Below are 22,478 nucleotides of genomic sequence, written 5' to 3' on the forward strand. Positions count from 1 at the left end.
GGTTGGCTAGGACTTAATTAAGATTTTTGCAAAGACATCATTAGCCAGTAAGACTGCAATATGCCGAATATTCAAGAACTAGCGACTTACGCCAAAGAAAGCGCCACAAAACTTGGCATCCAAAAATTTGATATTTACGGCTCCTCAGTGGATGAAACCAGTGCCCAGGTAGACCAGGGAGAACCGAAGCAGGTTAAGGCGTCGAATCGTTCCAGCGTCACGGTGCGGGTGTGGAATGAAGAACACCGAGTGGGGATTACCTCTACCACGGATGTTGATCCAGCAGGGGTAGAGTTGGCGTTGAAAACCGCTTACGAGGCTAGTTTCTTTGGCGCTAAAGAGCATGTACCCGACTTTAGCCCCGAAGCCACTGCTCCGATTCCCGAAACCTCTCACGAGAAGACTCCTCAAGCTCCCGTTTCAAGGCTAATTGAGACTTTGGCAAAAGCTGAAAAAGAATTGCTAGAGGCACATCCGGCGATCGCTGGGGTTCCCTACAATGGTATGGCCCAGCGAGATTTCGATCGCTTCTACCTCAATAGTGAGGGAGCACAGCGCTACGAAGGTGGCTCTTACGCTTCGGTGTATCTTTACAGCAAAACCGAAGAGGAAGGCAGAAAGCCACGTAGTGCCGGGGCGTTTAGGGTGGGTCATGGTTTCCCAGAGCTAGACGTATCAGCTTGTGTGCAGGAAGCGGCGGAGAAAACCATCAGCCACTTGAACTACAACAAAATTCAGTCGGGTAAATACTTGGTAGCGTTCTCTCCAGAAGCGTTTTTGAGCTTGTTGGGAGCGTTCTCCAACCTGTACAACGCCCAAAGTATCCTCGACAAACAAAGTCTTTCTACTCCCGAATCTCTGGGCACCCAAATTGCTTCACCCTTACTATCGGTCTGTGATGACCCACATCATCCCGGCAACATTGGCGCGGAGATGTTTGATGGCGAAGGCACCCCAACTCGAAAAGTCTCTCTAATTACCGAAGGTGTTTTGAGTGGTTTCCTGCACAGCGCTGGAACTGCCAAGCGAATGAATGCTCAGCCAACAGGCAATGCCAATATGGGCGCAAAAATCACTGTGGGGCCGCACTACTACCATGTTGCTCCAGGTCAGGCAGTAGACACAACTTATAGTCTCGATACCGCTGAAAATGTGGTTTTGATTGATGATTTGCAAGCCCTTCATGCAGGGGTGCAAGCATTGCAAGGCTCGTTCTCGCTACCGTTTGATGGCTGGGTTGTGAACAAAGGCGATCGCGTCAGTGTGGAATCGGCCACCGTAGCTGGAGATTTCTTGGAACTGCTCAAGGCGATCGCTTATGTGGAGCCAGAATCCGAAGTGACTCCCGGTGGGGTCTGTCCTCGGATTTGGGTCGATGGTCTCGCGATTACGGGCGAATAGCTACAACACTTGAGGGCGGAGCGCTCGTATAAAAACACAGGTTAGCTGATGAGCCTGTTTACGAATGCTTCGCCCTGACAAACAGCCAACTCCCTGTCTCAGGGCATGGAACTCTAAGCGGACTGGGTCTCAACAAGTTGATTGTCTTGGCGTAGACAAGCTTGGATGAAGAAATCTAGCTCGCCATTCATCACATCTGCGATCGCCGTAGTCTCCACCCCAGTTCGCAGATCCTTCACCAATTGGTAGGGATGGAAGACATAGTTACGAATTTGGTTACCCCAAGCAGCTTCCACCATATCTCCGCGAATGTCAGCAATCTCTTTAGCTCGTTGCTCTTGAGCAATAATCAGCAATTTCGCCTTCAAGATTACCAAGGCTTTTTCTTTGTTCTGGAGCTGCGATCGCTCCTGCGTACAGCGCACTGCAATGCCTGTAGGAATGTGGGTAATCCGAACCGCTGTTTCTACTTTGTTGACGTTTTGCCCTCCCTTACCCCCCGCACGCGAGGTCGTAATTTCCAGGTCTTTCTCTGGAATCTCTAGGTTTACAGAGTTGTCAATCATCGGCATCACTTCTACACCAGCAAAACTAGTTTGCCGCTTGTCATTAGCATTAAAGGGAGAAATACGAACGAGGCGATGGGTCCCCTTCTCGACTTTGAGGTAGCCGTAGGCGTATTTGCCATCCACTTCTAGCGTGACTGACTTAATCCCCGCTTCATCCCCTTCCGAGATTTCTGCCAGATGGACTTTATAGCCGTGGTCTTCGCCCCAACGGGTATACATCCTTAAAAGCATTTCAGCCCAGTCTTGAGCATCCGTACCTCCAGCCCCCGCATTGATTGTCAAGACTGCCCCCTTGGAGTCGTAGGGGCCAGAGAGCAACTGTTGCAGCTCCCACTGATCGAGTTCGCGGCTCAGTTGGGAAACATTATTCTGGGCCTCTTGCAGTAATGCTTCATCTGCTTCTAACTCCAGCAACTCCAAGATGGCCCTCGTATCTTCTAAGCTAGCTTTCCACTGTCCTAGCTGATCTAAATGAGATTTGAGGTCATTTAACTCTTGCAAGGTTTTTTGCGCCTGAGTTTGGTCATCCCAAAAGTCTGATTGGGCCGCAATTTGTTCTAAATCTTGAATTTTGGCATTTAAGGCTGGAACGTCAAAGATAGTCCTGGGTTTTACCCAGGCGCTCAGACAACGTTTCAACTTCGCGTTTAATCTCTAGTGCATCCATAGACAGTAACTGTTAGCTCCTAAGCCACAAAAGGTTGCATAGTTCATCTTAGCGAGAGTCAGCGATCGCATTCATCGTTTAGCTCTGATTCCACTCCACTATGCCCTAATCCCTATGATGCTCAAAAAAAAGCTGCGGCCCGAAAGACCACAGCTCTGCATAATTTAGACAATTAATTTTGCCAATGCTCTCAGAAGCACCGCAGTTTTAATCCCGGCTGTTGATCGCAATTAGCAATCTTAGAATGAAAACAAACAAGTTGATGTAGGTCAGATACATCGACAAAGCTGCGGGCAAATACTGATCATCCCGGTAGGTGCGGGGTAGAACATAGAAGTCTACAACCGCCACCCCAGCGAACAGCAACACGCCAAGGCCAGAAATAGCGATTTCGAGCCAAGTCGGCGTATAGATACCGAAGAAGCTACAAAGTAGCTGCCCCACTAAAACTACCAGCAAAGCGATAACGCCAAGACGGACAGTTTGAGCTAAGGCCATGCCATCCTGCTCGGACAAGTTGGAGCCAATTTGCCGAGCCGCGATGAAGGTAACCCCACAGCCTAGTGCCGCAAAGCCCATGCCTGGCAAACCAACACCGGGTGTCCCTAAGGCTACCGCTACCAACCCAGTCAAGGTATAACCTGACAACAAGCTGTAGGTTGCTAGTAGTGGCAAGGCAACACCATTCTGCCCCCTCTCTGCAACTCCACTCGCAACGAAAAATAGAATCAGCTCCAAGATCAGAGCGCCCCAAAAGGTCGGGAAGAAGAGACCTGGATTGGCACTGAAGACCTGTAAGCCCCCATAAGTACCTAGCGCTGTTAAGAGCAACCCTGCCCCTAGGTAAGGCAGAGCATTAGCAATGACATTGGGACCAATTAACGCTTGCGTCTTGGCCTCACGAATGGCATTGCGGAAGTTACTGGTATTGCTCATAAGACTTCCTTGTTATCCACCAACAATAGAGCCCAACTACGCCCATTGTGACGTAGATCTTGCTTTCCCGCAGTTCCTCAGCTTTCAAAGTTAAAAATTTTCTTTGAAGGAAATTAGAAGCAACCGTACCACAGACTGGGAAAGGAACACCCTCAAATTTGCGGGGTGACACTTACGTATTTCCGCCGACACCCTCCGGAGCACCCCAAAGGAGTACCGTGAAACAACGATAGTTCGACTAGGCTGCTGTAGGGAGAATGAGTTCAACTCTGATGCAAGGCTCTGTGTGATGACTACTCAATCTTCTCCCCGCTCTCAAGTCATGGAACTCCTGGTTGCTTACCACCAGAACCCCTCCGTCTCGCGTCGCAACCAACTCGTCCGCCTTAACGCTGGACTCGTGCGGAAGATTGCTCACCAAGTCAGCCATCAGTGTGCAGAACCCTACGAAGACCTGGAGCAAATCGGCCACCTCGGTCTCATCCGCGCCATCGAGCGCTTCAACCCCTCCCAAGGTTGTGCCTTCAGCTCCTTTGCCGTTCCTTACATTCGCGGTGAAATGCTCCACTTCCTCCGCGATCGCGGCAACACGGTGAAGATTCCCCGTCGCTGGCAAGACTTGCAGAAGGAAGGCCAGAAGGTGCGCGAAGCATTGATGAAAGACTTGGGAAGACAGCCCCAGGATGCAGAAGTCGCCATTGAGTTGGGTGTCTCAGTCAACGAGTGGAGAGAAATCAAACTCGCAGGCAAGAATCGCTCCTTGTTGAGCTTGGATGCCACGGTTTCCCAGCAAGTAGACTCAACCGTAACCTTGGGCGACATGCTCCCCGATGCCCACTACCAAACCTTGCAGTTACTTGAAGAAGACCGTCAGCAGTTGCAGAGAGCGCTGAGCCAGTTAGAAGACAAAACAAGAGCCGCGATCGAGCTTGTTTACTTCAGCGACTTATCCCGTAAAGAAGTTGCAGAGCGGATTGAAGTCAGCCCGATGACAGTGACTCGACGCATCCAGAGAGGCATCCAGCAGATGGTGGCCTATCTCCAGCCTCAAGAATTACAAAGCGATCCTTAACTTCAGGACTTAGTAAAAGCAGGTCAAGCTCCAATATTCATCGCAGCTAATTTTCTCGTCTTCTAGTAGGGTGCCTAGCACATCTAATAAAGCTTGAATTGCGACTTCGCGGTCAATAAAATGACGTCCTGCTACCAAGGCAGCCGCAAAGCTGTTATAGGTCTCTCCTTCATTCATGCCACCCGGTACACTGGGGTGATGGGCATCGAACCTGAAGGAATCACCATAAGGGATGACCTCAAGGAGCCAGCCATGATAAGGCATCCGGTTCGGCTCGCTCTTCAACATCATAATCGTCTCCAGCAATCTCGTTATTCAGTACCAGGTGTTCAGCCGTCAATTTTGGCTGATGGTGTCATTATTCCCACCTGAACTGCCAGAAGAACCAGTCAAACCTGGAGTTGAACCTAGATTGCTAAACCTACAGGAATAGGCTAGTCTGTGAACAAAAAAGGTGGAGAGAACTTTGCTACATCGTTTCGCATTACCACTTCTTGCACTTCTAGCAACGAGTCCAAGTTATGTAATCGCGCAACCCAGTTCTCCATCTAACGTTGCTAAATCTTCCTCACTCACTACTACGTTGCCTGCTAATGTTGCGGGCGTAGTATTTGTCAACACCAATACTGAGGCTTGGACCACACTGACACAGTTTCAGTTGTTTTCCCAAGCTGGACCTTTTCTAGCCGGACTGCCCGCTCTTTTTCTAGGTCTAGACTTAACCACGGATGTAAAGCCTTGGCTAGGTGAGCGAGTTGCGATCGCTCTCATGCCCTTTACGGGTTCAGAAAAGAACTCCGACGACCGCTTAGAAAATAGCTCGGAACTTCTTAACGCAAACCATGCGCTTTTGTTAGCCCCAGTTAAAGACACTCAGCTTTTGAATGCTTTTTTGACAAAGCTCAAGGCATCCCGAAGCCAACCTCCGATCGAGCGTCAATATAAAGGAGTTACCGTTTGGGAGTGGCCTGCGGAAAAGCCAGCGCAGTGCGACAGTGCCTCACCAAACCAGCCAGGCTGCGAGTCAGCTCCAGAAACTGAATTAGGGCCTGAAACCACACCTCAAGCACCCTCTGAAGAAGAAATTCAGCCGACTGAACCAACGACTCAGACTTCGATAGGCAAGCCACAGGCATTTTCCAAACTCAAAGCTGTCGGTTCTACGCCTACTTTACCTTTACCTCCCATTCCCGGAGGGGGACTCTCGATTCCCTCCATTCCTAGTCCTCAGGCAGGTTTAGCGATCGCTGTCTTGCCTGGTTACTTGGTGACAGCTACTACTCCAGGCCCCATCGAACAATTAATTGATGCCCGCCGCAGTAAGAGCCCAGCGCTAGCAGCGAATCCGCAGTTTCAGCGCACAATGCAGCATCCCCAGTTTCAGCGATCGCTGCTGGTAGCTTACGGCAACATCGCCGAGATTGCTCGCTTCCCTCAACCCCAATTTCCGATTCCCACAACGCCTCCCCCTGAAGAACCTACTTCTCCCCAGCCGCAAACTTCTCTGCCCCGTAAATTAAAAGCAGCTTCTCAGCCACCCAGTCCAGTGCCAATGGAAAGCCTGACGGTTGGTCTGGAACGCTTAGCCCAAGATTACAGCACCGTTGATGGCTATGTATGGTTGCAGCCAGAAGGCATTCACACCCAAATTAGTACTTATTACAAAACGCCACAACCCACCAAAGCTGATGTTTTAACTCCTAATGCCGAGCAGATTCTAACGCGGATGCCAGGAGCCACTTATCTTGCCAGCACCAGCCGGAATCTTAAGCAGCAATGGCAATCCTTCGTAGATATTACTCAAGCGGAACCAACCCTACAACCAGCTTTACAGGTCGTTCGGGATGGGATTCGGACCCTCAGTGGTTTAGATTTGGAGCGCGATTGGCTGCCTTGGATGGATGGGGAATATGCAGCGTTTTTGTTTCCCGACAATCAAGGCCCCTTCAGCCGCCTCTATCCCAACTTGGACTTGGGCTTGGGTTTGGTGATGCAAACCAGCGATCGCCCTGCCGCTGAAGCTGCCCTGACAAAGTTTGACCAGTTCATTAAATCGCAATCCGGTGGCGCTTTGAACATTGCCACCCGGAGCATTCAAGGCCAACCCGTCACCAGTTGGGAATTTGCAGAAGCAGGCGATCGCCAAAGTTTCTTCGCCCATAGTTGGGTGGATCAAGATACGTTAGTGATCACAACTGGGCTCGGTCCCATGAAGGCGCTCAACCCTAAACCGTACCTACCACTTAACCAAAATCGCACCTTCAAAACCGCTACTGACTCTTTTTCACGTCCCAACCAAGGTTATTTTTATACGAACATGGGAGCTTCCCTATCGTTTATCTACGGCCTATTTCAGCCTTATAGCAACGCCCCAGAGACGAGAGAAGTCAAGCGCTGGCTCGGCACAGTTTATAGCATTAGTGCTTCTAATTCTGCTACACCAGAAAAGCAACAGTTTGATAGTCTACTCGTTCTGGCACCAACCAGAAAGCCATAGCAGCGCCCATTGTCATGCTTAGTCAGATTAAAGAGATTGCTCATACCCTCGCCCCACGTTTAATTGAAATTCGTCGCCATCTGCACAGTCATCCAGAACTAAGCGGCCAGGAATATCAAACGGCTGCTTATGTAGCGGGTGTTCTTTCCTCCTGCGGGTTGCATGTGCAAGAAGCAGTAGGCAAAGTTGGAGTCGTAGGTGAACTGCCAAATCAAGGCACCGACCCACGGTTGCTCGCGATCCGGACAGATATGGATGCCCTGCCAATCCAGGAGCGAACTGGTCTAGAATTTGCTTCGCGACGGCCTGGGATTATGCACGCCTGCGGCCATGATATCCACACCACGGTGGGTTTGGGTACAGCCATGGTGTTGTCCCAACTCAACGGCGCTTTACCAGGCCCAGTGCGTTTTCTGTTCCAGCCCGCAGAAGAAATTGCCCAAGGGGCAGGTTGGATGGTAGCAGATGGCGTCATGGATCAAGTCACGGCGATTTTATCCGTTCATGTCTTTCCGTCGATTCCCGCTGGTTCTGTCGGCATCCGCTATGGAGCCCTGACTGCGGCGGCTGATGATTTAGAAATTTTGATTGTGGGTGAGTCGGGTCATGGGGCGCGACCCCACGAAGCGATCGATGCGGTTTGGATTGCGGCTCAAGTCGTGACTAACTTGCAACAAGCCATTAGCCGTACCCAAAATCCCCTCCGTCCCGTGGTTTTGACGTTTGGGCAGATTAATGGGGGACGGGCTCCTAATGTAATTGCTGACCAAGTGCGTCTTCAAGGAACTGTGCGATCGCTCCATCCTGAAACTCGCAGCAATCTGCCCGAATGGATTGAGCAAATTGTCGCTAATGTTTGCCAAACCTACGGTGCCAAATACGAGCTGCACTATCGTCGGGGAGTGCCTTCAGTCCAGAATGATCCAGCCTTGACCCAGTTGTTAGAAGCAGCGGCTCATGAAGCTTGGGGGAGCGATCGCGTACAGATTTTACTAGAGCCTTCTTTAGGCTCCGAAGATTTCTCTCTTTATTTAGAACATGCTCCTGGCAGCATGTTTCGCTTGGGTGTGGGCTATCCTGATAAATTCAATTACCCATTACACCATCCTCAATTTGAGGTGGATGAGTCGGCAATTCTAACCGGAGTTGTTACTCTGGCCCACGCTGTTTACAAGTACTGGCAACGAGAGCATCGCTAAGACTGAGCGGTCTTGGTCAACACTCCGACCATGCTCACCCCAACTCAACCAACCTCAATCAACCGAGCATTCTGCCCTACGAGAGATCAACTAGGAGAAAAGCTTAGCTAAATTGGCTGGTAAGGCAGAACTGAGAAGAATTAAATTCATGGCTTCACCTACACCTTTAAAGGGTACAGATCTGATTGACTGTGCCAAAGCGAATGCCAAACAAGGAGTTGAAACTGCTGCTCATCTCTGTGGCTATGGCAGTGATTTGAATACATTTGAGCGGGAATTGCACCAAGCCTGTCAAGACATTGGGGTTAACATTAACGAGCTCAGCGATCTGATTACAGATCAACAACAGCTAATCCAGTTCGCAGGCAATGAGGTCGCCCCTGATAGTCCCTCATCTTTATAAAGTACTAGGCTGTCTGATTTAGGTCTTGCAACAGCCCTCTCTGTTAGATTGAGCACAACACAATTGTAGGGGTACCTCTGGTAGGTGCCCTTTTGCATTGAGTAGGCCCAAGATAGGTTCCTTGCAATTCTGTACTTGGGGCGCTGATAGAGAAATCTATAATAAAGGTCAGTACAACGAAGCAACCTTTATGAGCGCCTGCTGTGAAAAAACGGGTAACTCTGACCTTTCCTAAACGTTCTGTGCAAATGCCTGTCACTTATCGGCTGGCCAAAGACTTTAATGTTGCCGCTAATATTATCCGCGCTCAAGTTGCCCCTAATCAGATTGGCAAGCTCGTTGTGGAGTTGTCTGGGGATATTGATCAGTTGGATGCAGCCATTGACTGGATGCGATCGCAAGACATTGGAGTTTCCTTAGCGAGTCGAGAACTGCTGATTGACGAAGATGTTTGTGTGCATTGTGGTCTCTGCACTGGCATTTGTCCCACCGAAGCCTTGACCCTCGATCCGCAATCTTTTCGACTTACTTTTACGCGATCGCGCTGCATTGTTTGCGAGCAGTGCATTCCAACGTGCCCAGTTCAAGCGATCTCAACTAATCTGTAAACTAAATGGATGGCAATAAATCGCGTGAATGGCATTGCTGAAAAAACTTCCTTGGCTCTCTCTAGCACTTTTAGTAGTTGCCTACTGTACATGGGGCTGGTTCCTTTACCCATCCCGCAGTTCGGGGTTTGATTGGTTGTTTGCTGCCGCCTTCGCCATCATTGTGGCAGGATTATTGACCGCGCCTGAAAAAAGCCTGCGATCGCGATTTTTCACTTGGTCTGTTTCTAGCATTGGTAGATTTATCCTAGTGCTTTGCGGCTCTGCGCTAACGGCCGTAGTTCTCTACATGGCTAACGTTTTTGTTCATATTTTAGTTACAATTTCTGCTTGTATGTTGGCAAGGCTAGACTTACAAACTGCCGGATTCAAGCAGTTAACCGCCTTCTGGGTCTTATCAGCATTTTCTCTAGTTGGCTTAGGATTAGGCTGGACCTTTCACTATTTCGCGTAAAGTCAAGCAATAGAGCAAGAAAAAAGCAGCCCTTGTAGGCTGCTGGTGTGGTGTGTGAGGAGTAGTTAGCTCTAGATTAAGGGAGTTCGATGGCAACTGCAATTCAGTTACAGTTTTCGATACAATCGCCTGAAACGCCCACAGCTTAAACTTTTCAAAAATTTTGCCTCACAAAACTCTCTCCAGTCACCGGATGGACAATGTAGAAAGCGTCACACGGTACCCCAAGATTAGAGTTGAATTTAACGACACTATGAAAAGCGCTTAACTGTCCTCTTGCCCTACAGCATTCTACGCAGTGGGGCAATTTTGTTTTTAAAGTAGATTGTCAGGTTCCTAGCTGAACCAGATCACACATGAGATAAACTCAGGGGAGTTTGGCATGCGATCGCATGTCACTGAGTTGACAGAGGAGTGAAGTCAATGAAAAGCAGCCTGGATCGAGGCTTAGCGACTCCCAGCATCATTTACACTCCGCTTGTTCGCTGGAGCATCATCAGTCTACTAACGGCTAGCTCAGTCGGTACCTTCGCATGGATGGCTGAAGCTCAAGAAGCTGCCAACCAAGCGCCAACTGGCAGTACATTAACTAGAACTCCAGGTAGCTTGATTAATCGAGCTACCTTAAAACTAGGCACTCAAGGTCGAGACGTTTCTGAGTTACAGGCAACTTTAAGGTTATTGGGCTTCTACGCTGGGGCAGTAGACGGCTTTTATCGAGAAAGTACTGCGATCGCGGTCTCTCGCTTTCAAACAGCGGCAGGGCTTCCTGCGGATGGCATCGTTGGGCCTGCCACCTGGGATCAACTCTTTCCACCAACCACTAACCTGCGTTCGTCTACCACCAACACTATCTCTGCGGCCAATCTTTCCCCTACTACCAACTCTGCTGCGGCCTTTCCCACTCCTAATATCACTAATTCCAGCAACCCAAATCCTGATCGCTCCCCAGCTCTAGCTACTACCAGTCTCAGCAACTCAAACCCCAATGGGGACTTAGCAGGTAGTAATAGTGCTGCAAGGTCAGTTGTCCCTTCGAGCTCCACTGAACCTGGAGCCTCTACGGTAGAGTTACCAGTTTTAAGATTAGGCATGCAAGGCTCCGCAGTTTCTAGACTGCAAGAGCGCTTACAAGCCGCCGGATTTTTTCAAGGAACCATAGATGGTGCCTTTGGGCCAGAAACCCAAAATGCGGTTCAAGCAGCTCAGCGCCAGTATCAATTAGAAGCAGATGGTATCGTTGGGCCTGCAACTTGGAGTGCCTTGCTGCGTTAGCTAGTTTTGACTCAAAAAAAACTTGAGCTCTGAAAGAGTAGGGTAACTTTTGTTCCCTACTCTTTCAGCGATCGCGCTATAAAAAATCTTCTTTAAAAAGTTAAATAAGCAAGTCAGCCTGGAGGTAGAGCAAATAATCCACTCTTCCGATAGAACTGTTTGTTATTGCAAACCAAGTATCTTTTGTATACAGAGCTCACGTAGAGCTAGTACAAAATTCAGACTCAAAAACTTTAGAAGTCATTATTGAAATCTACTGATTTTAGAGTTCACCCATTAGGTTCTAGTAGTCTCTAGCGATTCAAATATTTCTTTGCTCTTTTTCTAAAAACCTTTGTTTTGAAAGCGTTCTGGCAATAAAAATGTACAACAGAGATAACCGCGAAACCCACAATTCAGAAGTTCGTCAAGAGACTTATCAAGACGCTCAAGGAAATACTCATACTCGTGTCACTCGCAACGCTGACACCGTCAATACCCGTACACCCACGACAGACGAGGTGTCTTATCGCGATGGCTACGTAAGCGGTCAAGTCACCGAACGGGAATTGCGAGACGGAAATCAAATTGCTCGTGATAACGACAATGCAGCTCGTGGGCTCCTGATCGGCATCATTCTGACCTCTTTGTTGGGCTTAGTTCTTGGCACACTATTTTTCTTGAATCAACGACGCGAAACTCCTGCGCCTGTAGCACCCATTATTGTGCCGAATCGCTCAGTTGCTCCAGCGGCCAAGCCATCGCCTAGCCCGGTGACCAAAACCGAAACTCGAATCATCGAGAGAGACAGAGTGGTACCTGTTCCTCAGCCACAGGCTCCAGCACCTCAAGCACCCGCTCCCGCTCCCGCTCCAGCACCTACGGTGAACGTAGCACCCGCTCCCGCTCCTGACGTAAACATTACAGTACCCAGCAATCCTGCGCCTGCGCCTACTCAGCCTCAAACTGGAAATGACACAACATCTACTCAGGGCAGCAGTGGCAGTACAACTGATACCGCACCTAGCACCAACGATCTGAATACGGGAGATCAGTCAGATACTGCACCAACTACAGAGGGCACAAGTACAACTGGCAATGACACAACTAACACTGGTGGCACCTCTGGAACCACTGGCCGTTAAATAGCAAAGCTGAGTTTCAGCGACTAAATTAGTCTAACTTTCCGTGGGTCTAGTGAATATTTACTAGACCCACGATTATTTTTGGAGGTAATGATTATTCGGAGTGCGACCCAACGGCTTCGGCTTGATAACGAATGTTAGCTTGTTTCAATCGTTGCAAGGCTTCACCGAGGCGATCGCAATCTGCAATTAAGCTAATGCGGACGTAGCCTTCACCGCCAGGGCCAAAGGCATTACCTGGGGTCACAACCACACCTGTTTGTTGCAGTACCGACAGAGCAAAGTCAGTGGAGTTCTGCCCTGGTGGACAAGGCACCCAGAGATACATGGTGGCGCGAGTCTTCGGAATGCTCCAACCGAGTTCTTCTAATCCTTGAATCAAGAAATCTCGACGGGTGCGGTAACGAGCTTGAACTTCGTGCAGGTAAACATCGGGCAGTTGCAAGGCAGTTTCAGCCGCCGATTGTAACGCCGCAAAGATACCGTAATCTAGGTTGGTTTTTAGAGTTCGCAATCCTTGAATAATGTGGCGATTGCCCACCACAAAGCCTACACGCCAACCCGCCATATTATAGGTTTTGGACATGGTGTGGAACTCCACCCCAATGTCCTTAGCCCCTGGAATCTCTAGCAAGCTGGTGGGCTGATAACCATCAAAGGCGAGTTCCGCATAGCAAAGATCATGGATCAGCAGAATTTCATGCTTGCGGGCGAAAGCGACAATGTCTTCAAAAAACTCACGGGGGGCTGTGGCCGCTGTTGGATTACTGGGGTAGTTGAAGTAAAGAATTTTGGCTTGCTTGGCTACATCATCTGGAATCGCAGCCAAATCGATTAGCCAATCATTTTCTGGCTTTAGGATCAGGTTGTGAATCTTACCCCCAGCAATGAGCGGTCCCCGGAAATGAGCTGGATAAGCGGGGCTGGGAACAAGAACTACATCACCGGGATTGACATAGGCGATCGCTAAGTGAGTCAAGCCTTCTTTGGACCCCAGCAACGGCAAAGCTTCTCCGTCAGGGTCAAGGCTAACACCATAACGACGGTGGTACCAACTGGTGATGGCGCGACGAAAACTGGCAGTGCCTTCAAAGGGCGGATAACCATGATTGGCTGGGTCCTGTAGAGCTGCGATCGCTGCATCCACGACAGGTTGCGGTGTAGGGCCATCTGGGTTGCCCATTCCCAAATCAATCAAGTCTAGGCCCTGTTCGCGAGCGCGAGCTTTCAACTCATCTAGGCGGGCAAATACATAGGGAGGGAGCGCCCGCAGACGTTCGGCAGGGGTAATCCAATCCAGTTCCATTCCTTACACCTCTTTGCTGGTTGCCTGAGTCAGAGTGGTACGACTGACTTCAACCGGAGCCGTTGTCGAAACCATAGCTGCCATGAGTTGTGCAGGCACAACCAAGAATGGCAGACGGTGAATGTCCGAGCCTTGAGCACAGGCTACTTCAGCAGCATGCTGTAAATCTGCCAGCGAAATCTGCTCTAAACCCAGATCTCCTAAGGTTTGGGGTAAGCCGATTTCAGCATAGAACTTTAAGAGCTGCTGTCGTGCTGTCGCTGCTAGTTGATTTCCTTGCAGCATTTCTTCCAGGCGCAGTTGCACCAAAATGCCATAAGCTACCTTCTCACCATGCAAAGCATCATGGCTAGCCAACAGATGCGTGAGGCCATTGTGCACCGCGTGAGCGGCAACCGTACGACATTGGGCTCCACCCAGACCACCAATCACGCCCGCCAACAACACAGCAGCATCTACCACCTCGCGCCAAGCGTCACTCCCTGGTTCTTGCAAAGCGGCCACAGACTTTTGAAACAAAATGTCGCGCAAAACGCGGGCCTGCTGGACTGCTGCAATCATCAACGTTTGGTCGGAGTGACCGCTGCTGACGGAAGCTTCGTACCATTTCGCCAAGGCATCGCCAATACCTGCGACCAAAGTTCGCTGATCAGCCGTCCGAATCAGGCTATAGTCGAGCACCAACAAATCTGGACAGCGGGGTAAGCCTACGTCGTACAGAAAGGCTCCCTGATCAGAATAGACGTTGGAGAGGGCTGTCCAAGCCGCACAAGTGGCTGCTGAAGTGGGCACAGTCACAATTGGCAACTGGGACTGATGAGCAATCAATTTAGCCGCATCTAAAGCTTTACCACCCCCAACACCAATGATGACGTTAGCTTGATGAGTCGCAACCGCTTCCCGTAGCGCTGCCAGTCCTGACTCACTGCAATCTAAACCATAGGCAGCCTGAGTGAATGACAGTTTTTCTTGCTGCAAGACAGGTTCTAACCAAGGTTGCACCACTGCCAAGGTGCGATCGCCCCCTACAATTAAAGGCCGCTGTCCTAAGCGACCAATTGCCTCCCCTACCTGGGCCAACGCTTGTTCGCCTCGAATCACTTGAGCGGGCGCAACCATCAGCGAGAGCAGCGCAGTCGTGGTTTTAGTTTGGGTTGATGATGAATCCGGTAATGAGGGATGAGGCATAGGGCACGATCGCAGGGTCGTTAAAATTTACGTAGGGTAAGGACAACTTTACTACTATTTCTAGGTTAGTTTGCACTGAAACTAAGGCGTAAAGATCACCCAGTTTCTAACTAACCGATGGAAGTTTTAGGATGGGCGAGATGCGGTCTCTAGCTGAGGCAAACGAGCAAAATTTTGGTCATAGATCGTCACCGCTAAATTGGTATCATCTCGCGATGCCAGCGATCGCTTGACTTCACCTAAATAAAGAGGCACCGATTGCCCCGCTTCTGGGTGAATAATGGTCCGAGCCCGAATCGTGAGTTTCTCGTCTGCTCCTCCCAAGCGACCAAAGGAGAACAAATCGGAAGCCGCTTGGCGTAGGGTGGCATCTAGCTCGGATTGCTTGATCTTGGGTGAAACCGAAATAACAGCCTGACTGGCTCCAGAGTCATAGATGAGGGAGAAAGGAGCGGCACCCGGGATGATGGTATGGGTCAGAGGCACCAAACCGAGAGCAAAGAAGCCAACGGTTAGAACCCCCATAAAGCCTGTGACTCCTACAAAGCGGAACCGCACGCCCCACTGGAACACAAACATTAAGACTGTTAAAGCAGCGCAAACTAAGGTCAGAATGCCCGACCACTTAGTAGCAATTAAAAAATCGGCAGTTGTAGGCATGACGGTGGCAAACTAAGACTAACGACAGATCAATAAAGCTGAGGAAATTCCTCGGTTATTCGTTGCTAACAAAGCCCGCAGGCTGAGACGCTTCAGAGAGCTCTAAGGCTGCCTTTAAGGTATGCCAAGAAAGATTGGCACATTTAATCCGCACGGGAAACTGAGAAACCCCTTGCATCACATTGAGCTTCCGCAACTCTTGAGGAAACTCTGCTTCGCCTTTCATCATGGTCTGAAAGCGTTGCACCATTTCTAGCGCTTCAGCAACGGTGCGACCTCGCAATGCCTCAGCCATCAGATCTGTAGAGGCGATCGCGATCGCGCAGCCTTCCCCTTCAAATTTGACATCCTCAATCCGGTCGCTGTTCTCGTTGAGTTGCAAGGTCAGTTCGATCGTGTCACCACAAGAGGGATTATGGCCTTTCTGGTAGCGATGGACTGGAGAGGTTGTACCCTTGTTACGAGGTTTTTTATAACGCTCCAGAATCACTTGTTGATATAGATCACGTAAGTTGCCCAGAGTCATGATGGGTTGATGATGTGTGTCTCCGTCTATTCTCGATCCTATCAGGGTCTTCCAGCTTGATAGGGGCAATCGCATTATTACCTAGAGAATTTCCAGCATATCAACTGCTAGCTCGATTCGCGATCGGTTTGCCGTAGCGCTCAGACCAGAAATTCTGAATCAATTTCCAGGTAAAACCTTGCCAGCTTTTGATAATTGGCGTTGATGCTGCGGATGAGGACTGAGCTGGCGAGCGCGGCAATGATATTGCTGACTTAGCAGGGTGGTGATAACAGCAGCAGACACAGGTTTAGAGAATAGGTAACCCTGCCCGTACTCACATCCCATCTGGTTTAATTGAGTATGTTGAACTGCCGTTTCTACGCCCTCGGCAATTACTTGCATCCCCAAATTGTGGGCTAGCGTGATGATCGTCTGAACAATTGCTGAATTCTTACTATTCGTGTCTATCGTAGTGACAAAAGAGCGATCGATTTTGAGGACATCAATCGGAAAGCGGTGTAAATAGCTCAAAGATGAATATCCAGTGCCAAAATCATCCATGTATAGCTGAATATTCAGAGTTTTCAGGGCTAGTAGCATAGCGATCGCGGGTTCCGAATTTTCCATCAACACAGTCTCAGTAATTTCCAGTTTTAGGCTCCCAGGCGCTAGCTGGGTGGTCTGCAAAATTTGACTGACTTGGGTCATCAAATCCGTCTGGGAGAACTGCCGCCCCGAAATATTGACACTGATCGTCAGGGGTTGGCAGAAGGGAAAGCGTACTTGCCAGTTCGCTACCTGTTGGCAAGCTTCCTGCAACACCCAATGCCCCAGTGGCACAATCAAGCCTGTTTCTTCAGCAACTGCAATAAACTCCGTCGGAGCAACCAAGCCGCGTTGAGGATGGTGCCAACGCACTAAAGCCTCAAATCCCACAATTGCACCTGTGGCTAAAGCCACAATGGGTTGATAACGAACCTGGAACTCTTGACGATCAATGGCTCGCCGCAGATCCGTCTCCAGTTGCAATCGCTCCACCGCGTGAGCATGCATACTCAGGTTGAAGACTTCATAACAAGCCTTCCCTACAGCTTTGGCGCGATACAGAGCGATATCAGCATCTCGCAACAAATTCTCTGGTTGCACATAGCTAGGGGTATAAAGCGCAATGCCAATGCTAGCCGTAGTAAACACTTCGTAGCCGCTGAGGTTGAAAGGAAGGGCTAGGGCCTGCTTAATCCGCTCGGCCATCTGAGTGGCATCGCTTAAATCTGGAATATCTTCTAGTAAAACAGCAAACTCATCACCGCCTAGGCGGGCTACTGTATCGCCTAGTTGGAGGCAAGCAGTCAAACGGCGAGCGATCGCCACCAGCAGTTCGTCCCCAATCAAGTGCCCCAAGCTGTCATTGATCAGTTTGAAGCGATCTAAATCTATAAATAAAACTGCAAACAAATGTCCAGCGGATCGCTTGGCTCGCTGCATGGCATGCTCTAAGCGATCCATAAACAAAGCTCGATTAGGCAGGTGCGTCAGCGCATCATGGAGCGCACTATGTAACAACTGCTCTTCTGCCCACTTGCGCTCTGTCACGTCCTGCGCCAACGAGGCAATACCGATGAGATTATCGTTTTGATCAATTAGAGGTGTGTTGTACCACTCGCAGACAATCGTTCTGCCATCTTTTGTCCGGTTCGTATTGGTGCTACGCATGCCTCCCCTCTGGGACAGCAGTTCTAGCCAGACTTGCTTCACCTGATCTCTAGCAGGTACAGGCACAATCAAGTCCAAGCCATGACAACCTATGACCTCGCTTTGAGAGTAACCAAAGATCTTCTCTGCCGCTGGGTTCCAGTCCATCACTTCAAAATTTAGGTTCCACTCAATCACAGCTAGGGGAGTTTGCTGCACATGGAGTGATAGCTTTTGTTTAGATTGCCTCAGTTCTGCATCCAGGCGATCGCGCTCTGTTAGGTCTCGAATTGCCAAGACAGCATTAGTTCCCTGACCCTTAAATTGGATGCAAGTGGCATAAATCTCTAAAACTTGCCTGGTTTCAGCCTGTTGAAATTCATAAATGCCAGTCACATTCAGTCGTTCGTGTAACACTCGATTGACTGGGTGTTCCTCCGGCGTAAGTGGTTGATTCTGTTGCTCTAGGCACAATAAATCTAGAAGTGGTGTACCTAACACTTCAAAGCGTTGCCGATTCACTAAACGGTCGAACGTAGTATTAGACCATTGAATTCTGCCATCCTCGTCCGTCCAAACGATGGAATCGACAATGGCCCCTAAAGCCACTTCCATCTTGCCTAGTGTGGAGCGCAGTTGATTGAGCAGGATGGTGGGATCGCCTAGCATTAGGGCTTTTGCTCCGTGAGGGGTTGTTACGACTCCAAAGGCCGTAAGATGGCACCAAACATCCATTGGCCAAGCTGCTGCTCTGCGGTAATAAAATGCTCGGATAGAATTTCTCTACCATCCTGAGTGACTGCCATTAATCGCAGAGGATGGTTCATGATCGTCGGTTGCTCAGTCAGGGTAAAGCGGGCAAATCCGAGGTGATGGGAATCGTGATAGCTCGTAGGAATGACTACTGTGAGCGGTTGACCGAGAATCTCCTCACTCTGCCAGCCAAAAGTGGCTTGAAAGGCAGAATTGACAAAGGTAATGAAGCCTTGATGATCTGTGATTAGCACAGGCACGTCGGTTGTAGTCGTCAGTTCCTGAAGCGTCATCATAATGGTCTGCTTCTCTTGATTTGCTTTTTTGGGTTGCTTCTGGGATGGGTCGCGATCGCAGCAATAATTAACAGTAATTAAAAAAGTTGGTTTTTTGAGTAGGTCATAGTTGTGTAGAAACTCTCTCTGCACAACTCCGAGAAAAACGCCTAAGTTCTAAGCAATTAAAAATTGCTGTAATAAAGTCTAGTGTGGCAGTAACTAGCGCAGCAAAAATCCGCAAGTTGAGCTAAAAACATCCGCCACTTGCGCAAACTAGAGCACTTTTCTTCAAGTGCTAAAAATAAAGACTAGAAACTGAAGTGATTTAGATGGGCAAGTCAGCGCGGGGGTAGAAACTTTCAATTTGACGGAGTTTTTCGTAGAGATTGCGTTCTTCCGCAGTCAGGTCTCTAGGCACCGCAATTTGGATTTCCACAATCTGGTCCCCGCGAACTCCCTGATCATTGGGATATCCTTTGCCAGCTAAACGCAGACGCTGACCCGGACGCACGGCTGGGGGAATTCGCATTTTCACCAAGCCATCTAGAGTTGGCACCTCAATCTGCCCCCCTAAAACCGCCTCTACTGGAGTAATTGGGAGCTGGCAGAGAATATCAGTCCCTTCTAACTTGAAGTAAGGGTGAGAGGTGACTTCAATTTTTAGGTATAGGTCGCCCCCGTTAACACCTTGCCCCTTGAGCCGAATTCGCTGCCCAGAAAACATTCCACCAGGCATATTCACTTCTAGCGATCGCCCATCTTCCAGCCGCACTCGTTCGCGACCGCCTGTATAAGCTTTATCCAGGGGCACGCTCAGCTTGGCTTCGGCATCCCGGCGACCTGTCCGCACCGTATAGGTGGTCTTGGTGGTGCCTGGTCGGTAATATTCTTGGGTGGCAGTGGTAGTGCGGGAATTTGTGCCAGCGGTCGCCGTTTTAGCGGTGGTGCGCCGATTGAGCAGCTGATCCACAAAGCTGTTGAAATCGGGGAAGGAGCCGAAATCTAGGTCATCGTTGGTGCGACCATTGTTGCGATCGCTCCATGCCGCTGCCCCCCGCGCCGCATTTCCCCCTTGAAAGCCTTTCTGCTTCCAAAAAAGACTGAACTGGTCGTACTGCGCTCTCTTGGTCGTGTCGGAAAGCACTTCATACGCTTCTCCGACATCTTTAAATTTTTCCTCAGCTTCTTTATTCCCCGGATTCAGGTCGGGGTGATATTGCCTTGCCAGCCGCCGATAAACTTTTTTGATCTCTTCTATAGAAGCATCTCTGGAAACTCCCAGAATTTCGTAGTAGTTCCGAAAGTTTTGCATAAGGAAGTTAACACTCAATGATTGATTGTCCGTTGTTGATTGTGAGGAACTAGTAGTCGGCGTTCAAACCTAGCTCCCCACACCCAAAAACCTATTAGAGCCAGTCATCGTCATCTTCGTCCCAGTTATCATTCTGGTAATTCGGCCCAGAACGGCCTGCACCCACGCCATAGGCAGAACCAGAACCAGGTCTGCGGTAGGGCGTGTCAAAGCTATCATCGTAATCGCGCCGAGAATCACGAGGCGAGTCACCCGTAATTGTCCGGCGGATCGACCCAAAGAAGTCGTCTTCTTCTTCTTCGGCCTGGGCGTATTGATACGCTTCTCGCTTGAGATTGTACAGCGCATCTTGCAGATTCGCCTGGGCCAAATCCACGCTGCGCTCGTCGTTAGATTCCAGAGCTTCCCGTAGTTCTTGAATCAAGACTTCGATGCGGCGGCGCTTGTCGCTGGCAAAGTACATGCCATAGTCGAGCGCGACTTGCCGCAACTCTCGCTCCGCTTCAAAGGTGAGCGCTTCTGAACGGGTGCGCTTCTCCACGCGATCGCGGCGTTGGCGATCAGCATCGGCAAATTGCTCCGCTTCCCGAATCATTTTCTGAACTTCGGCTTCACTGAGATTCGAGGCTTCTTGGATGACGATGGTTTGCTCGCGCCCAGTCGTGCGATCGAGCGCGGTCACTTGCAAAATCCCGTTGGCATCAATATCAAAAGATACCTGTACTTGGGGCAGTCCTCTAGGAGCTGGGGGAATGCCACTCAGCTTGAACCGCCCTAGAGATTTGTTATCCGAGGCCATCTCACGTTCACCCTGCAGCACATGGATTTCCACCACCGTTTGGTTGTTCTCAGCGGTGGAGAAAATGTCAGACTTGCGAACTGGGATGGTGGTGTTGCGTGGAATCAGCTTCTTCATCGCTCCAGAAATGGTTTCCAGACCGAGGGAAAGCGGAGTTACATCTAGCAGCAAAATGTCTTTGACTTCCCCTGCCAAAATACCTGCTTGAATCGCTGCTCCCACTGCGACTACTTCATCGGGGTTAACGTTCTGGTTGGGTTCGCGATCGATCAAGCCTCGCACCAGTTGCTGCACCATCGGAATCCGAGTCGAGCCACCCACCAGAATCACTTCGTCAATATCGCCCGGAGACATAGTGGCATCGGAAAGCGCCCGCTTCACAGGAATCCGTAGACGGCTAACCAAATCGCCGCACAATCCCTCAAACAGCGATCGCGTCAGTTTGGTTTCAAGGTGCTTCGGCCCATCGGCAGTAGCGGTGATAAAGGGCAAGTTGATTTCGGTGACGGTGACACCAGACAGCTCAATCTTGGCTTTTTCGGCTGCTTCGGTGAGGCGTTGCAGGGCTTGGCGGTCGCGACGTAAATCTACGCCTTCTTCTTCTAGGAATTGCTCAGCTAGCCAATCGACAATCTTTTTGTCAAAGTCGTTACCGCCCAGTTGGGTGTCGCCACTGGTGGATTTAACTTCAAACACACCTTCCCCAACTTCCAAGATAGATACGTCAAACGTGCCGCCACCCAAGTCAAACACTAATACCGTTTGGCTTTGTTGACGATCTAAACCGTAGGCGAGGGATGCAGCGGTGGGTTCGTTGAGAATTCGCAGCACTTCCAAACCCGCAATTCGTCCCGCATCACGGGTGGCTTGGCGCTGGGAGTCGTTGAAGTAGGCAGGAACCGTAATCACCGCCCCTGTCACAGACTCACCCAAGTAGCGCCCCGCATCATCGGCTAATTTTCGCAGAACTTTTGCTGAGATCTCTTCAGCCGCAAAGTCTTTATCCAGTCGGGGACATTTAATTTTGACGTTGCCGCGATCGTCCTTGCGAATGGTGTAGGGAACTCGCTTAGACTCCGGGCTTAGTTCGGCATATTGCCGCCCAATGAATCGCTTGACTCCATAAAAGGTGTTTTGTGGGTTCAGGACTGCTTGCCGCCGAGCCATTTGCCCGACTAACAATTCGCCTTCTTTGCTGAAGCCAACCACTGAGGGGGTAGTCCGCATGCCTTCGGCATTAGCAATGACCACTGGCTTTCCGCCCTCCATGACGGCGACCACTGAGTTTGTCGTACCCAGGTCAATGCCGACTACTTTACCCATGCGTTGAAATTCTCCCCGCGTATCTTAACTATTGTTGAGATCATTTGCTGGATTCATTCTATCTTGCTAGCGAGGCTGCTCAGTGCTAGGGTACCCATCAATCCGCCGATAGACTAGGTTCGGGTTTCCGCCCTATTTCCCCCTCTCCAGGATCGGCCATTTGCGATCGCGTTAGCTGCCAATCTAAATACAGCAAAACAATCTGAAGTTTCAGGACATTATATAGACGCTTCAGGTTACGATCGCTGATTAACTTTTCCAAGAGCTTGTCAAGCACTTTATCAGCTAACCGTTCGAGCACAAACCAAATAATGATGTTCATCTACAATCTCAAGTTCGACTCTCACATCATCCAGTCGAAATCGTGGAACGCGGTCTAGGCAAAGACTTGAAGATGTAGAGGTTGTGTCGAGCTTTTATCCAACTTTTGTCTAAGTGGCTAAGATTGGCAAAA

At 49.9% G+C, this 22,478-nt stretch carries 21 protein-coding genes; 9 read left to right on the forward strand and 12 right to left on the reverse strand.

All coding sequences use genetic code 11. The features are described 5' to 3' along the window. The first annotated feature begins 60 nt into the window (after positions 1 to 60). Entirely contained in the window at positions 61 to 1,401 is a 1,341-nt protein-coding gene (locus tag H6F68_RS25075) for a TldD/PmbA family protein (RefSeq protein WP_190563256.1), read from the forward strand. Between the two features lie 113 nt (positions 1,402 to 1,514). Here H6F68_RS25075 and prfB read toward each other — a convergent pair. Beyond that, positions 1,515 to 2,637 (reverse strand): peptide chain release factor 2 gene (prfB, locus tag H6F68_RS25080; protein ID WP_190563258.1). Its coding sequence is split into 2 segments (ribosomal slippage): positions 1,515 to 2,564 and positions 2,566 to 2,637, totalling 1,122 coding nucleotides; the frame shifts between segments, so codons are not numbered across the junction. Between the two features lie 207 nt (positions 2,638 to 2,844). Continuing rightward, positions 2,845 to 3,573 carry a Bax inhibitor-1 family protein gene (locus H6F68_RS25085; RefSeq protein ID WP_190554973.1) on the reverse strand — a complete coding sequence of 243 codons (729 nt, stop codon included), beginning with the start codon at positions 3,571 to 3,573 and terminating at the stop codon, positions 2,845 to 2,847. A gap of 289 nt (positions 3,574 to 3,862) precedes the next feature. On the opposite strand from H6F68_RS25085, the gene H6F68_RS25090 reads away from it, so the two are divergent. Further along, complete coding sequence (locus H6F68_RS25090) at positions 3,863 to 4,645, forward strand: RNA polymerase sigma factor SigF (protein WP_190563260.1); 783 nt, start codon at positions 3,863 to 3,865, stop codon at positions 4,643 to 4,645. 9 nt (positions 4,646 to 4,654) lie between these two features. Here the strand turns inward: H6F68_RS25090 and H6F68_RS25095 are convergent, their stop codons facing one another. Continuing rightward, positions 4,655 to 4,936 carry a hypothetical protein gene (locus tag H6F68_RS25095; protein ID WP_190433622.1) on the reverse strand — a complete coding sequence of 94 codons (282 nt, stop codon included), beginning with the start codon at positions 4,934 to 4,936 and terminating at the stop codon, positions 4,655 to 4,657. Positions 4,937 to 5,099: 163 nt separating this feature from the next. Here H6F68_RS25095 and H6F68_RS25100 point away from each other — a divergent pair, with 163 nt between their 5' ends. The 7 genes from H6F68_RS25100 (at position 5,100) to H6F68_RS25135 (ending at position 12,205) form a co-directional block, all read left to right on the forward strand. Next, positions 5,100 to 7,142 (forward strand): DUF3352 domain-containing protein, encoded by a 2,043-nt coding sequence (locus H6F68_RS25100; protein ID WP_206755559.1) that lies wholly within the window; start codon positions 5,100 to 5,102, stop codon positions 7,140 to 7,142. 14 nt (positions 7,143 to 7,156) lie between these two features. Next, complete coding sequence (locus H6F68_RS25105) at positions 7,157 to 8,341, forward strand: M20 family metallopeptidase (RefSeq protein WP_190563264.1); 1,185 nt, start codon at positions 7,157 to 7,159, stop codon at positions 8,339 to 8,341. 148 nt (positions 8,342 to 8,489) lie between these two features. Beyond that, positions 8,490 to 8,744, forward strand: a complete 255-nt coding sequence (locus H6F68_RS25110) for a hypothetical protein (protein WP_190563266.1) — start codon at positions 8,490 to 8,492, stop codon at positions 8,742 to 8,744. A gap of 203 nt (positions 8,745 to 8,947) precedes the next feature. Further along, complete coding sequence (locus tag H6F68_RS25115) at positions 8,948 to 9,352, forward strand: NIL domain-containing protein (RefSeq protein ID WP_190433629.1); 405 nt, start codon at positions 8,948 to 8,950, stop codon at positions 9,350 to 9,352. A gap of 28 nt (positions 9,353 to 9,380) precedes the next feature. Next, positions 9,381 to 9,806, forward strand: coding sequence for a hypothetical protein (locus H6F68_RS25120; protein WP_190433631.1), 426 nt, complete (start codon positions 9,381 to 9,383; stop codon positions 9,804 to 9,806). Positions 9,807 to 10,229: 423 nt separating this feature from the next. Then, the gene (locus H6F68_RS28600) at positions 10,230 to 11,081 is read left to right on the forward strand and encodes a peptidoglycan-binding protein (RefSeq protein ID WP_199300325.1); all 852 of its coding nucleotides are present in this window, start codon (positions 10,230 to 10,232) and stop codon (positions 11,079 to 11,081) included. A gap of 362 nt (positions 11,082 to 11,443) precedes the next feature. Continuing rightward, the gene (locus H6F68_RS25135; RefSeq protein WP_190563268.1) at positions 11,444 to 12,205 is read left to right on the forward strand and encodes a hypothetical protein; all 762 of its coding nucleotides are present in this window, start codon (positions 11,444 to 11,446) and stop codon (positions 12,203 to 12,205) included. Between the two features lie 94 nt (positions 12,206 to 12,299). Here H6F68_RS25135 and H6F68_RS25140 read toward each other — a convergent pair whose 3' ends face one another. The 9 genes from H6F68_RS25140 to H6F68_RS25180 form a co-directional block, all read right to left on the reverse strand. Continuing rightward, positions 12,300 to 13,511: an aspartate aminotransferase gene (locus tag H6F68_RS25140; RefSeq protein WP_190433636.1), complete on the reverse strand. Its 1,212-nt coding sequence runs from the start codon at positions 13,509 to 13,511 to the stop codon at positions 12,300 to 12,302. 3 nt (positions 13,512 to 13,514) lie between these two features. Then, positions 13,515 to 14,699, reverse strand: coding sequence for an iron-containing alcohol dehydrogenase family protein (locus H6F68_RS25145; protein ID WP_190563270.1), 1,185 nt, complete (start codon positions 14,697 to 14,699; stop codon positions 13,515 to 13,517). A 126-nt stretch (positions 14,700 to 14,825) separates the two neighbouring features. Next, complete coding sequence (locus H6F68_RS25150) at positions 14,826 to 15,359, reverse strand: Ycf51 family protein (protein WP_190433640.1); 534 nt, start codon at positions 15,357 to 15,359, stop codon at positions 14,826 to 14,828. Positions 15,360 to 15,414: 55 nt separating this feature from the next. Beyond that, positions 15,415 to 15,885, reverse strand: coding sequence for a Fe-S cluster assembly sulfur transfer protein SufU (sufU, locus tag H6F68_RS25155; RefSeq protein ID WP_190555514.1), 471 nt, complete (start codon positions 15,883 to 15,885; stop codon positions 15,415 to 15,417). 159 nt (positions 15,886 to 16,044) lie between these two features. Continuing rightward, positions 16,045 to 18,294: a bifunctional diguanylate cyclase/phosphodiesterase gene (locus H6F68_RS25160; RefSeq protein ID WP_199300327.1), complete on the reverse strand. Its 2,250-nt coding sequence runs from the start codon at positions 18,292 to 18,294 to the stop codon at positions 16,045 to 16,047. Continuing rightward, positions 18,255 to 18,740, reverse strand: coding sequence for a PAS domain-containing protein (locus H6F68_RS25165; RefSeq protein ID WP_313930236.1), 486 nt, complete (start codon positions 18,738 to 18,740; stop codon positions 18,255 to 18,257). The genes H6F68_RS25160 and H6F68_RS25165 overlap by 40 nt, the downstream gene beginning before the upstream one ends. Before the next feature lie 175 nt (positions 18,741 to 18,915). Further along, positions 18,916 to 19,902, reverse strand: a complete 987-nt coding sequence (locus H6F68_RS25170; protein ID WP_190563272.1) for a DnaJ C-terminal domain-containing protein — start codon at positions 19,900 to 19,902, stop codon at positions 18,916 to 18,918. A 94-nt stretch (positions 19,903 to 19,996) separates the two neighbouring features. After that, complete coding sequence (dnaK, locus tag H6F68_RS25175; RefSeq protein WP_190563274.1) at positions 19,997 to 22,024, reverse strand: molecular chaperone DnaK; 2,028 nt, start codon at positions 22,022 to 22,024, stop codon at positions 19,997 to 19,999. A gap of 97 nt (positions 22,025 to 22,121) precedes the next feature. Further along, positions 22,122 to 22,346, reverse strand: a complete 225-nt coding sequence (locus tag H6F68_RS25180; RefSeq protein WP_190563276.1) for a hypothetical protein — start codon at positions 22,344 to 22,346, stop codon at positions 22,122 to 22,124. Between the last annotated feature and the right edge of the window lie 132 nt (positions 22,347 to 22,478).

It is taken from the genome of Trichocoleus sp. FACHB-262 (assembly GCF_014696035.1).
GTDB lineage: Bacteria > Cyanobacteriota > Cyanobacteriia > FACHB-46 > FACHB-46 > Trichocoleus.